The 12458-nt window shown below is 70.6% G+C and carries 10 protein-coding genes; 8 read left to right on the top strand and 2 right to left on the bottom strand.

Features of this window, described 5'->3' with window-relative positions:
- The first annotated feature begins 65 nt into the window (after positions 1 to 65).
- Together ACLZN2_RS21750 and ACLZN2_RS21745 are read left to right on the top strand one after the other, a co-directional pair.
- Positions 66 to 704: a TetR/AcrR family transcriptional regulator gene (locus ACLZN2_RS21750; RefSeq protein ID WP_416980538.1), complete on the top strand. Its 639-nt coding sequence runs from the start codon at positions 66 to 68 to the stop codon at positions 702 to 704.
- 35 nt (positions 705 to 739) lie between these two features.
- Positions 740 to 1525 (top strand): DUF2993 domain-containing protein, encoded by a 786-nt coding sequence (locus tag ACLZN2_RS21745; protein ID WP_416980536.1) that lies wholly within the window; start codon positions 740 to 742, stop codon positions 1523 to 1525.
- Between the two features lie 11 nt (positions 1526 to 1536).
- Here ACLZN2_RS21745 and ACLZN2_RS21740 read toward each other — a convergent pair whose 3' ends face one another.
- Positions 1537 to 2172 carry a TetR/AcrR family transcriptional regulator gene (locus ACLZN2_RS21740; RefSeq protein ID WP_416980534.1) on the bottom strand — a complete coding sequence of 212 codons (636 nt, stop codon included), beginning with the start codon at positions 2170 to 2172 and terminating at the stop codon, positions 1537 to 1539.
- A 135-nt stretch (positions 2173 to 2307) separates the two neighbouring features.
- On the opposite strand from ACLZN2_RS21740, the gene ACLZN2_RS21735 reads away from it, so the two are divergent.
- Genes ACLZN2_RS21735 through ACLZN2_RS21715 form a run of 5 tightly spaced genes read left to right on the top strand, consistent with a single transcriptional unit; the run spans position 2308 to position 8327 of the window.
- Complete coding sequence (locus tag ACLZN2_RS21735; RefSeq protein ID WP_416980532.1) at positions 2308 to 3453, top strand: VOC family protein; 1146 nt, start codon at positions 2308 to 2310, stop codon at positions 3451 to 3453.
- Positions 3454 to 3489: 36 nt separating this feature from the next.
- Positions 3490 to 4428, top strand: a complete 939-nt coding sequence (locus ACLZN2_RS21730; RefSeq protein ID WP_416980530.1) for a fumarylacetoacetate hydrolase family protein — start codon at positions 3490 to 3492, stop codon at positions 4426 to 4428.
- Between the two features lie 19 nt (positions 4429 to 4447).
- The gene (locus ACLZN2_RS21725; RefSeq protein WP_416980528.1) at positions 4448 to 6028 is read left to right on the top strand and encodes a bifunctional 3-(3-hydroxy-phenyl)propionate/3-hydroxycinnamic acid hydroxylase; all 1581 of its coding nucleotides are present in this window, start codon (positions 4448 to 4450) and stop codon (positions 6026 to 6028) included.
- The gene (locus tag ACLZN2_RS21720; RefSeq protein ID WP_416980526.1) at positions 6025 to 7992 is read left to right on the top strand and encodes an acetoacetate--CoA ligase; all 1968 of its coding nucleotides are present in this window, start codon (positions 6025 to 6027) and stop codon (positions 7990 to 7992) included. Before ACLZN2_RS21725 ends, ACLZN2_RS21720 begins: the two co-directional genes overlap by 4 nt.
- On the top strand, positions 7989 to 8327 hold the full coding sequence (locus ACLZN2_RS21715; RefSeq protein ID WP_416980524.1) for a DoxX family protein: 339 nt from the start codon (positions 7989 to 7991) through the stop codon (positions 8325 to 8327). The genes ACLZN2_RS21720 and ACLZN2_RS21715 overlap by 4 nt, the downstream gene beginning before the upstream one ends.
- A gap of 211 nt (positions 8328 to 8538) precedes the next feature.
- Here the strand turns inward: ACLZN2_RS21715 and ACLZN2_RS21710 are convergent, their stop codons facing one another.
- Entirely contained in the window at positions 8539 to 9870 is a 1332-nt protein-coding gene (locus ACLZN2_RS21710) for an MMPL family transporter (RefSeq protein ID WP_416980522.1), read from the bottom strand.
- 220 nt (positions 9871 to 10090) lie between these two features.
- Between ACLZN2_RS21710 and ACLZN2_RS21705 the strand changes: the two genes are divergently transcribed.
- Positions 10091 to 12187, top strand: a complete 2097-nt coding sequence (locus ACLZN2_RS21705) for an ATP-binding SpoIIE family protein phosphatase (RefSeq protein ID WP_416980592.1) — start codon at positions 10091 to 10093, stop codon at positions 12185 to 12187.
- Positions 12188 to 12458 lie beyond the last annotated feature (271 nt).

Raw genomic sequence — 12458 nt, 5'->3', positions numbered from 1 at the left:
ACTAGTTTATTGCCCGTGGGTGTGCAACTATCGAGTCGTCCTCCCCGCCGAACCGGAGGTCCGACATGACCCAGGCACCCGTTACAGCCGCCCCGGAACGCAGCCGAACCCTGCTCACGCGGGCCCGCATTCTCGAAGCGGCCAGGCAAGAACTCGGCCGCGACCCAGAGAGCAGCCTCGGCGACATCGCCGAGGCGGCAGGCGTGGTGCGCCGTACGGTCTATGGCCACTTCAATGGCCGGGCCGCACTCATAGAGGGGCTGGTGGAGGAGGCCGCGCAGGCGTTGCGGGAGGCGCTCGCGGTGCAGCGGGCCCCGGTGGCGGATGCCGTCACGGAGCTGGCGCGCTTCGTCCTCGCGGTATGGCCTGTCGGTGACCGCTACCGCATTCTGCTGCGCCTCGCCCCTCACGACCTCGGACCCGAACGGGTTGCCGAAGTCCTCGCCCCCGCGCGCGACACGGCGGAGACGATCATCTCCCGGGGGCAGCGGCAGGGAGCTTTTCAGACGAGCGTTCCGCCGGCGGTGCTGACCCGGGCTCTGGAGGGACACCTGCTGGGGCTCCTGGACTGCGTGAACAGCGGGGCCTGGAGCGACGACGGCACGGGCACCGCGACCGCTGCCCTGATCGCGATGGGCGTGGACGGTCCCAGCGCCGCGACGTGCGTTCGCGGGCTCGGCCGACCCGAAGGCGACGCCGCGTAGACACCTTCCCGATGCACCACTCGAATTGGAGAACCATGTACCAGTCCCACCCCGACGAGGAGTACGTCGGCGAGCCCTACTACGGCGACGGTGCCGTGTACGTAAGCCCCCCGACCCGAACCCGGCGGCGTCTGATCATCGCCGCCGCATCCGTGGCGGCATTGCTGATCGGTACCGTCGCGGTCGACCGGATCGCCGCCGCGCGCGCGGAGAGTCGTACGGCCAAGGCATTCCAGGACGGCATGGGAACCGCCGATCGGCCATCGGTGCACGTCAGCGGCTTTCCCGTGCTGACCCAGCTCGCCGAAGGCCGCCTGAACCACGTCGACCTCACCGCCCACGACATACCCGCGAACGGCACGACCCGGCCTCTGCCGGTGACAAAACTGACGGTCGACATGGACGGACTGAAGACTTCGGGAAGCGCCGACGAGGCGCATGCCCGCAGCGTTCGGGCAACCGCTCACCTGTCCTACGCGGACGTGTCGAGCGCGCTCGGCGTGGAGGTGTCGCAGGGCGACGAGTCGGGCCGGATCAACGCCACGGCCAGTCTGCCGCTCGTCGGCGACGTGACCGTGAGCGCGGCCGTTTCGGCGGCGAGCGGCAACAGCATCTCCTTCACCGACGTCCGCGCCGAGCAGGGTGAACTGCTCCCTCCGCTGAAGTCGCTGATCGACAAGGCGCTGGACGAGCCCATTCCTCTGCAGAACGTGCCCGAGGGACTCCACCTGCGGTCGGTCGCCACCACAGAGAACGGGATCGACGCCCGCTTCACCGGCCGATCGGTCACCTTCAGCCCAGACTCGTCGTCGGGCTCCTAGCGGCAGGGCGGTCAGTCAAGGTCGGGCAGGGGGCGCCGGGCGACCTCGTGGGCGTCGTCCGGTGACAGGCCCAGCATCCGCAGGACCATCTCGGCGAGGTTCACCGCGGCCTCGTCGCCGTCCACCTCCGGGCGGGCAAAGCGCAGCTCCACCAGCGACAGCAGGGTTCCGCCCAGCGCAGAGAGGGCGACCACTGGGTCAAGGGTGGTGAAGCGGCCGGAGGCGATGCCGACCTGGAGATCGCGCAGGGCCCGGCGGGCCAGGCCGTTGTCCGAGTGGATGTGTCCCAGTCCTCGGCGGCGCAGGACCTGCATCAGCTCCGGATGGGAGTCGGCCATGCGGGCGCTGAGTCTGAAGCCGGCGGCGACCAGCTCCGCCGGGTCGTCGATCCCGGCCAGGCGCTCGTCGAAGTTCTGGCCGAACTCCTCCAGGGCGTCCACCACTGCCGTCTCGAACAGCTCCGCCTTGGAGTCGAAGTGGTTGTAGAAGGAGCCGAAGCCCACGTCCGCACGTTCGGCGATCGCCTGGATGCTGGCGCTGGTGTCACCGCTCTCGGCGAGTATCTGCCGGGCCGCTCGCACGAGAGCCCTGCGGGTCTCCGCACGACGCCGCTCGAACCGGTTGCTGGGCGGGGCTGACGTAGACATGCGCAGAGTCTAACCGTCGGGACGATGACGATCGCAGTCCTGATGAATTCGTCATTTCCTGCCGCGAACATCTTGACGACAGAACTGTCACAGTTGATGATTTCCTCATTACGGCAATGTTGCTCGGAGGGCACCATGTCTGAAATCCGCGTCAACGGGGCCGACGTCATCACGGCCCACCAGGACCTCCACAGCGAGCAGGGCGCCCTGCGCGGCGAACACCCCGGCCGCTCCCGGAACCCTGTGATCAAGGCGGCCGACCTGGCCTGGCTGGAGTTCCAGAAGCCCGACCTGGACCGCGCCGAGGTCTTCGCCCGGGACTTCGGGTTCGGCATCGCAGCGCGCACCGAGCGGGAACTGTGGCTGCGCGGCACCTTCGCCGGCTCGCCCTGCATGGTGATCCGCAAGGGCCGCACGTCCCGCTTCATCGGCCCGGCGTTCCGCGCCGCGGAGCGAGCCGACCTCGACCGGCTGGCCCGCGCCACGGGCACGTCCGTGCGGGAGACTGACGTGCCGGGCGGCGGCCACTCGGTCGACCTGCTCGACCCCTCGGGCTTCCCGGTCCGGGTCGTGCACTGCGCCGAACAGCTCCCCGCGCTGCCGGAGCAGCAGCCGCTGCTGCTGAACTTCGGCACGGATCACCGTCGTACGAACACCACCCAGCGCCCGCCCCGCGAACCGTCCCGCATTCAGCGCCTCGGCCATGTGGTGCTGGAGACAAGGGTGTTCGGCCGCGCCCTGGACTGGTACCTGGACACCCTCGGGATGATCGTCTCCGACTTCCTGTTCCTGGACGGACAGCGCGGTCGCGGCCCCACGATGGCATTCATCCGCTGCGACCTCGGCAGCGTACCGGCTGATCATCACACCCTGGCCATGCACCTGGGGCCGGGCACCGGGTACGTCCACTCGGCCTACCAGGTCACCGACCTGGACTCCATCGCCGCAGGTGGCGAGTACCTCAAGGAGCGAGGCTACAAGCGCAGTTGGGGCATCGGGCGGCACATCCAGGGCAGCCAGCTCTTCGACTACTGGCGCGACCCGGACCACTTCATGCTGGAGCACTTCGCCGACGGGGACCTGTTCTCCTGCGACGTGGAGCCGGGCTGGGCGCCCATGTCGACCAGTGGTCTCGCTCAGTGGGGCCCGCCGGCCACCCGTGACTTCCTCGGCGCCAGTCCCTCACCGCAGCGGGTCCGCGATGTCATCGAGGCCCTGCGCGGCGACAACGAGATGGACCCGGCCCGACTGTTCGGCCTGCTCAAGGCCGCCAACTCCTGAACCCCCGCACGCGAATCCCCTCACGAAGGCACTGACATGAGCACCAATGTCCTGCGCACCGCCGACGGCTGGTGGGTCGTCCGAGGCGACCGGGCCGTCCCCGTCGAAACCAAGGCCGTGACCACCGCCGAACTGCTGGCCGACCGCGCCGCCGTCCGCGAGGCCGCCGCCTCCGGCGAGCCGGGCACACCGATCGCCGACCTGGTGGCGATCTCGCCGGTCACCACGCCCTGCCGGGTCGTCGCCCAGATGGTCAACTATCGCAGCCACGCCCGCGATTCGGGCTTCAAGGGCGACATCCCGCCCGCCTTCTTCCGCAAGGCGTCCGGCTCGGTCAGCGGCCCCGGCGACGCCGTCGTCCGCCCCGCGCATGTGAGGTTCCTCGACTACGAGATCGAACTCGGGCTCGTCATGGGCGCGCCGCTGCCCGTCGGCACCGTGGTGGAGGAGCGGGACCTGCCGTCGTACGTCGCCGGACTGGTGATCACCAACGACATCAGCGCCCGCGAGGTACAGCTGACGAAGACGCAGTTCTACGAGAGCAAGTCGTACCCCACCTTCACGCCGACCGGTCCGTACCTCACGCTGCTCGAGCCGGACGACTTCGCCCATCTCCTCGATCTGCGCCTGACGTTGAGCGTCAACGGCGAGCTGCGCCAGGACCGCACCCTCGCCGACATGATCGTCCGCCCGGCGCAGGCGCTCACCCTGCTGGCCCGGTTCCAGGCCCTGAACGCCGGCGACCTGCTGCTCACCGGCACCCCCGGCGGCACCGCCCTCAAGGCTCCGCCGAAGGCCGTCGAGAAGATCGGCGCCCTGCTGCCGCCCGCTGTGAAGTGGAAGGCCTTCTTCAAGAGCCAGACGAAGAACCCGCACTACCTGAACGCGGGTGATGTCATCACCGCGACGATCGCGACCGCGGACGGCCGCATCAACCTCGGCGAGCAGCGCACGCCCGTCGCGGACGCGAACTAACACCCGAGGTGAGCCGCACATGAACGTCGACGAAGCCGCACGTGTGCCCGTCGTGATCGTCGGCGCCGGGCCGGTGGGCGTGACCGCCGCCCTCCTCCTGGCCCGGCGCGGAGTCCGCAGTGTTGTCCTCGAACGCCACGAGGACGTCTACCCACTCCCACGTGCCGTCGCAGGCGACGACGAGATCCACAGGATCCTTCAGGCCGCAGGTGTCGGTGAGGAGTTCACCGCGATCTCCCGCCCGGCGAACGGGCTGCGGCTGCTGGATGCCCGGCACCGGGTGATGGCCGAGTTCCGGCGCTCCCGGCAAGGGCACCACGGGTATCCGCAGTCCAGCATGTTCGACCAGCCCGAGCTGGAACGCGTGCTGCGTGACGCCCTGGCTCAACGCCCGGAATGCGACCTGCGCGGGGGTGCGGAGGTCACCGGTGTCGGCCCGGACACCACCGGACCCGTACGCGTCACCTACCGCGACGACCATGGCGAGCATGAGCTGTGGGCCGACGCGGTCCTCGGCTGCGACGGCGCCAACAGCCTCACCCGCGAAGCCATCGGCGGCGTCTGGGAGGACCTGCACTTCGAAGAGAAGTGGACCGTCATCGACGCCGAGACAACGGGCCCCGTCCGCTGCTGGGAGGGCGTCGACCAGGTCTGCGACCCCGACCGGCCCGGGACCTTCATGCGGGTGAACGACACCCGCTACCGCTGGGAGTTCCGGCTCCGGGACGGGCAGGAGACGGTCCGCGAGCTGATCGCACCGTGGCTGCCGACCTCGTACGACGGGGACTTCGAGGTCGTCCGCGAGACGCAGTACACCTTCCGGGCCCGCGTCGCCGACCGCTGGCGCAGCGGACGGGTCTTCCTGCTCGGCGACGCGGCACACCTCACCCCACCGTTCATCGGGCAGGGCCTGTGCGCGGGGCTGAGAGACGCCTACAACCTCACCTGGAAGCTCGCCCGGGTTCTCCAGCAGGGCGGCGACGAACGGCTGCTCGCGACCTACGAGAGCGAACGCAAGCCGCATGCACGGCATGTGGTCCGCCTCGCGGTCGCCATGGGCTGGGCCATGACCGGCGGCCAGGACGGCGCCGCCGCGTTCCGCCGCAGGGCGCTGGCCGCGGCCTGCCGGATACCGGGCCTGACCGAGCTGGCCGGCCGTGACCTCAGCCCGCCCCTGACCGCCGGGCCGCTGGTGCGGCGGGGCGTCCGCCGAGGTCTCGTGGGCACGCACTGCCCCCAGCCATGGGTGAGCGTCGCCGGACAACGTACCCGTCTCGACGACGCGCTCGGCGACTCCTTCGCCGTGCTGACCGCCTCCGAACCCGGCCCCGCGCTGACCGCGCTCGCCCACGGTCTCGGCGTGCGCGCGGTTCCGGTGACCGACCTCGGCGGCGACGGCACCCTCGCCGCCTGGCTGCGCGCCGGACGCGCGGACGCCGCCCTGCTGCGGCCCGACCGCGTCGTGATGGACGTCGTCCCGTCAGGCGGCCGCGACTTCACTTCGACCGCCGCATGGGCGTCCCTGCTGCACACCACACGAAGCCCTGTTCCTTCCGCACGGACGGCCCCGAAAAGCCTGTTGAGGAGTACGACGCGATGAGCACGCCCTTCTTCACGCCCGACCCGGAGGCGGCGGCCACCAGTCGCATCGCGGAGTTCGCCCGCTACGTCGGCGTGAACGACACCGACTACGCCGCCCTGCACCAGTGGTCGGTCACCCACCTGGAGGGCTTCTGGGGCGCGGTGTGGGAGTACTTCGCCATCGACTCCGACACCCCGTACCAGCAGGTCCTGGCCGACGAGACCATGCCCGGCGCCCAGTGGTTCCCCGGCGCCACCCTCAACTACGCCCACCACGCCCTGCGCAACGTCCGGGACGACAACACGGCGATCGTCGCCCTCGACGAGACCGGCTCCGGGTACGAGGTGACCGGCGGCCGGCTGCGCGACCTGGTGGCCTCCGTGACCGCCACCCTGCGTGATCTGGGCGTCGGCAAGGGCGACCGGGTGGTGGGCTATCTGCCCAATACCCCGCACGCCATTGTCGCGTTCCTGGCCGCAGCGAGTCTGGGCGCCGTGTGGTCGGTGTGCGGGCAGGACTACGCGCCCAAGGCCGCCGCCGATCGCTTCGCCCAGCTCGAACCCACTGTGTTGATCGCCGCCGACGGCTACCTCTTCAACGGCACCACCCACGACCGCCGCGACGCCGTCCTCGATCTCGCCCACGCGCTGCCGACGCTGAAGGCGACCTTGCTGGTGGACCACGTGGGTCTGCCGTGGCCCTCGCGGGCCTACCCATCGCTGGTCGTCCCGTGGGAGGACGCCTCCACCCGGACTGAAGAACTCGCGTGTGTGCCGGTGCCGTTCGACCACCCGCTGTGGGTGGTGTTCTCCTCCGGCACCACCGGTCTGCCCAAGGGCATCGTCCACGGCCACGGCGGCGTGCTGCTGGAGCATCTGAAGACCCTGGGCCTGCACTCCGACCTGGGCCCCGACGATCGACTCCTCTGGTACACCACCACCCACTGGATGATGTGGAACCTGGTCGTCTCCACTCTGCTCACCGGCGCCACGACCTGCACCTACGACGGCAGCCCGGCGCCCTTCGCCAAACCGGACGTCCTGTGGGAACTGGCCGCCCGCCACCGCGTCACCGTGTTCGGCACCAGCCCCCAATACCTGCTGGGCATGGCCAAGTTCGGCATCGACCCGGCGGTGCACGACCTGTCGTCGATCCGCGTGGTGGGCTGCACCGGCTCCGCCCTGCCGGCCTCTGCCTACCCGTGGGTCCGTGACCACGTGGGGGAGAGGGTGCTGCTGGTCTCCATCAGCGGAGGCACCGACATCGTCTCCGGCTTCGCGGGCAGCGCACCCAACACCCCCGTCTGGGCGGGCGAGTTGTCCGCGCCGCACCTGGGCGTGGCGCTGGCCGCGTACGACGCCGAGGGCCTGCCCGTCACCGACCAGGTCGGCGAACTGGTCGTCACCCGCCCCATGCCCTCCATGCCGCTGTACTTCTGGAACGACCCCGACGGCATCCGCTACCGCGACGCCTACTTCTCCTCCTACCCCGGCAGCTGGCGGCACGGCGACTGGATCACCCTCACGAGCCACGGCTCGGTGATCGTGCACGGCCGCTCGGACAGCACGCTCAACCGCAACGGAGTCCGCCTCGGCAGCGCCGACATCCATGATGTCGTCGAGCGCCTTCCCGAGGTCGCCGAGGCGCTGGTCATCGGCGCAGAGGAGCCGGACGGCGGCTACTGGATGCCGCTGTTCGTGGTCCCGGCGCCCGGTGTGACGCTGGACGACGCCCTGCGCGACAAGATTCGCGACGCCGTCCGCACGGGCGCCTCACCGCGCCACGTCCCCGACGAGATCCTCGAAGTCCCGGGCGTCCCGCACACCCGCACCGGCAAGAAGCTGGAGGTCCCGGTCAAGCGCCTGCTCCAGGGCGCCCCGGTCGAGGAGGTCGTCAACCCCGCCACCGTGGACAACCCCGAACTCATCGACCACTACGCGCGGCTGGGCGCCGAGCGCCGCGAGGGCTGGACCACCGCATGACCACTGTGCTCGCCATCGCCCTCTCTCTGGTCTTCCTCCCGTTGGGCCTGGCCAAGCTCGCCGCGATGCCGGTCATGCGGCAGGCAGCGGGCCACCTCGGTATGTCGGTCCAGCTCTACCGCGTTGTCGGCGCGCTGGAGCTGGCCGGCGTCGCCGGTCTGCTGATGGGGCTGGCCTGGACTCCGCTGGGCGTGGCCGCCGCGTCGGGCCTCGCTCTCCTGATGGCCGCGGCGGCCGTGGTCCACCTGCGTCATGGTGACCCGCCGGTGAGGTGCGCCCCCGCCGCCGTACTGGCCCTGATCGCCGTGACGTACGCGGCAGCGTCCGCCGGCTGACGCGCCTCCTGTACGAGCCGGGTGCGGGCAGCCCCTTGTGAGGGTGGCGGCTGCTCTTCCCCTGGCTCCCCCGCGGGTCGCCACCGCACACCCGGCCTCCCCCTCCCCCCGAGGCCGGGGCGGCCTGCGCCAACGTCCGGGGCCTGCGAGACGGCTGGGCTCGACAGGCCCCGGACGTGCTGTCCCTGATATGACCTCGGCCTTGGCGGTGTCAGTCGCGCTGCGAGACAGCGGAGGGCGTCCCGCTCGGCTGTGCCGGCGGCTTGGGCAGGTCGCGTCCTTCGATGTCCACGTTCGGCAGGACCTTCTGCAGTCGGGGAGGCAGCCACCAGCCGGCCTGGCCGACCCACATGAGGACGGCGGGCACGAACGTCATCCGGATCAGGAAGGCGTCGATCAGCACTCCAAAGGCCAGGGCGAAGGCGATCGGCTTCACGATCGCGTCCTGCATCGTGACGAAGACCGCGAAGACCGCCACCATGATCAGTGCGGCCGCGGTGACCACCCGGAACGCCAGAGGGGAGCCCTTCAGGACAGCCCGGCGGGCGTCGCCGCCATGGGCGTACCCCTCGTGGATGCTGGAGACGACGAACACCTCGTAGTCCATGGCGAGTCCGAAGAGCACGGCCATGAGGATGATCGGAAGGATGGACACAACCGGCCCGGTCTTCGCGACGTCGATGAAATCCGTGGCCCAGCCCCATTGGAATACCGCCACCACGGCACCGAACGATGCAGCGACCGAGAGCAGGAACCCGACCGTCGCCTTGACCGGGACCACGAGGGAGCGGAAGACGATCAACAGGATCAGCAGGCACAGGCCCACGACCACGATCGCGAAGGTCAGCAGCGAGTCGCTGAGTTTCTGGGACACATCGACGTTGACCGCGGTCTGGCCGGTGGCCTGGAGCGAGATCCCGGTTTCGGACCGGATCGAGGACTCCTTGTCCCGCAGTGCCTTGACCAGGTCGCTGGTGGCCTCGTCGCCTGAACTGGTGGTCGGCACCATGGTCAGCAGCGCGTGCTCGGAGTCGAGTTGCCGGGCCGCCGAGGCGAGAGCGACGCCCTCGGTGTCGGCCAGGTCCTGGCGCACAGTGTTGAGCTCGGCGGTCAGCTCCTTGGCGGAGGTCGCCTTGGCGTCGCTGGTGTTCATGAGGATCAGCAGTGGGCCGTTGAGGCCGGGGCCGAACTCCTCGGTGATGGTGTCGTAGGTCTGGCGCTGGGTGGTGGACTCCGGGGCGCTGCCGTTGTCGGGCAGTGCGAGTTGGAGGTCACGGGCGGGCCAGGCTGCGACCAGGAGTCCCGCGGTGACGAGGACGACGGTGAGAGCGGGTACGCGAGTTACCGCCCGCACGCACCGGGCGCCGAGCGTCGGTTTCGGCTCGGCCTGGTCGCCGAGCGGGGGCGCCTTCTTGGGCTTGGGCTTCAGCCGGTCGCCCGCGAATCCGAGCAACGCGGGGAGCAGGGTGAGGGCGACGAGTGCGGCGATCGCCACGCCACCCGCGCCGGCCAGTCCCATCGCGGTCAGGAGGGGTGCACTCACGGCCGAGGCCGGTGGTTCACCGGCACCACGCGACCCGTGGGTGCGCGCTGCTCGCCGCCGTGTCGGCCCGGCGGCAGCGGCACCGTCGGGGTGACGACAGCTGCCGGCTGACTGCTCGGCACGCGCTCCGTCCGCACGAGAGGCCCCTCGACGTCTGAGGGCTCATGAGCCTGCCGTTCGGCGTAATGTCGACAGTGTGGAGCTGGCCGCCGAGGGTCTCATGTCCCGTGCCGCGCGTGAGCTCGCCCCGCGAGCGGACGAGCTGATCGCCGATGTGACGCGACGCCTGCGGCGTGAGGTTCCCGAGCTGTGGAGCGCCCCGGACCTCGCCCGCATGACCTCCGAGAACATCGCCGAACACGTCGTCGGCGTCCTGGCCGGCTTGGAGCTCGGCATAGAGCCGAGCGACATCGAACCGCCGTCGGCCGACGCGGACCGCGCACGTCGGCTGGCCCGGCACGGCACGCCCGTCACCGCGATGCTGCGGGCACACCGGCTCGGTCAGGGCGTCGTCCTCGACAGACTGCTCGCGGAGATACCCCGGCTGACCAACGATGGCGAGCTGATCAGCGCGGCATCGCGCCGACTGCTCTCGATGGCCACCGGATACGTCGACCGCGCCTCCGAGCAGGGCGTCCTGGCCTTCCAGGACGAACGGGACCGTCGACTGCAGTGGCGGCTGTCCGTGGTCAATGAGGCCGGCCTGCGCATCGGAACCACTCTGGACATCGCCCGCACCGCCCAGGAGCTGGCAGACCTCGCCACCGACCACATCGCCGACCTCGTCACCGTCGATCTGCTCGACTCCGTGGTCCAGGGGCAGGGCGCTTCCGCAGCGGGCCCGCTCGTACTGCGCAGGATGGCCCAAGGGGCGGTGGCGGGAGGTGGGCCGGAACCGACTGTCGAGGTGCAAGAGCTCCATACCTGTCCGGCAGGATCCCCCTCGGCTCGCGCCCTGGCCACCGGGCAGCCCTCCCGGTACACGGAGGGGAGCCGGTCGACGCTGGTCGTGCCGCTGAGCGCGCGCGGCACGACCCTCGGCGTCGCACAGTTCTCCCGGTACCGCACCCCCGACCTCTTCGACGACGAGGATCTGCTCCTCGCCCAGGAGGTCGCGGCCAGGGCAGCGGTGGCCGTCGACAACGCCCGCCGCTACACGCACGCCCGTGCCATGGCCCTCACTCTGCAGCGCAGTCTGCTGCCGCGGCGTGCGGCAGAACAATCCGCCGTCGAGGTCGCCTGCCGCTACCTGCCTGCCGGTGCCCAGGCCGGCGTCGGCGGCGACTGGTACGACGTGATCCCCTTGTCCGGCGCCCGGGTCGCCCTGGTGGTGGGCGACGTGGTCGGCCACGGCATCCACGCCGCCGCCACGATGGGGCGCCTTCGGACCGCGGTCCGCACCCTCGCCGACATCGACCTGCCCCCCGACGAACTGCTGACGCACCTGGACGACGTCGTCATCCGGCTGTCCGCCGAAGCCTCGGCCGACCCCGACACGGAGGTGGCCGGGGACATAGGCGCCACGTGCCTGTACGCCGTCTACGACCCCGTCGCCGGCCGCTGCTCTCTGGCCCGCGCGGGGCACGTACTGCCGGCCGTGGTGACCCGCGACGGAACCGTCGATCTTCTCGATCTGCCGCCCGGCCCGCCGCTGGGCCTGGGCGGCCTGCCGTTCGAGGCGACGGACGTCGACCTGCCCGAAGGCAGCCTGCTCGCCTTGTACACCGACGGCCTGATCGAAGCCCGCGACCACGACGTCGAGACGGGCCTCGCCCTCCTGAGCCACGCACTCACCCGGCCCTCCGCATCCCTGGAGGCAGCCTGCGACACCGTGCTCCGAGCCCTCCTACCCGCCGACCGCCCCCACGACGACGTCGCCCTGCTGCTGGCCCGCACCCGCACCCTCGGGGACGGCCAGGTCGCCGCCTGGGACCTCGACGCCGACCCGGCGATCGTGACCGAGGCCCGCGCGAGCGTCACCCGGCAGCTGGCCGCCTGGGGCCTGGACGACCTCGACTTCACCACCGAACTCGTGGTCAGCGAACTCGTCACCAACGCCATCCGCTACGGCCGACCCCCCATCCACCTGCGTCTCATCCGCGACCGCGCCCTCCTGTGCGAGGTGTCCGACGACGGCAACACCACCCCCCACCTGCGGCGGGCCCGCGCCTTCGACGAGGGCGGGCGTGGCCTGCTCCTTGTCGCCCAGCTCGCCGAGCACTGGGGGACGCGCCATGCCCGGCACGGCAAGACGGTCTGGGCCGAGCTCAGCGAGACCGGAAACGCCGGGCTCCTGGAGTTGGCGTCTTTGTCTTGAGGCGACGTCTCGATTGGTGGTGTCCGTAGGCTTCGCTCATGGAGCGTGGGCTTGAGACGGTGTGCCGGGTCTGCGGGCTGGACGTTGGTGAGGTGCGCTTCGACGATCACGGCTTGGCGCTGTTCGTCGTCTGTGATTGCTGCGGTACTGAATCCGGCGTCGGAGACGACACCCTGGCTCAGGCCCGCCGCCTTCGTGGCCGTTGGCTCGCCGCTGGATCCGCATGGTTCGAGCCCAAAGCCCGACCGTGAGATGGCGTTGTGGAGCTGGA

Source organism: Streptomyces sp. T028, from assembly GCF_048159505.1.
Lineage (GTDB): Bacteria > Actinomycetota > Actinomycetes > Streptomycetales > Streptomycetaceae > Streptomyces.
Note: the sequence above shows the minus strand (reverse complement) of the source record. Positions and strands in the feature narration are given on the sequence as shown.